General features: G+C 65.7%; 1 protein-coding gene. It reads right to left on the minus strand.

The annotated features are described in order from the left end of the window. Nucleotides 1-286, minus strand: a 286-nt coding sequence (locus AC5Y7E_RS24330; protein WP_499950971.1) for a phosphopantetheine-binding protein, incomplete at both ends; no start/stop codon positions are given.

Below are 286 nucleotides of genomic sequence, written 5' to 3' on the forward strand. Positions count from 1 at the left end.
CGCGATGTCACCGGCACCGATACGCGGCGCCAGCCGGGCGACCGTGGGCGCCTCGAACAAGGTCCGCACCGCCAGGCCGGCGTCTAGCGCCGTGTTGATCGCGGCGATGACCCGCATCGCCAACAGCGAATCACCACCCAGGTCAAAGAACGACTCATCAATACCAACCCGCTCGATCCCGAGCACCTGCGCATAGATGTCGGCAACGATCTCCTCAATCGGGTTGCTGGGGGCGCGGTAATGGTCGCCGTCCTGATAGTCCGGTGCCGGCAGGGCCCGCACATCA

This window comes from Mycobacterium sp. NGS17 (genome assembly GCF_059813205.1).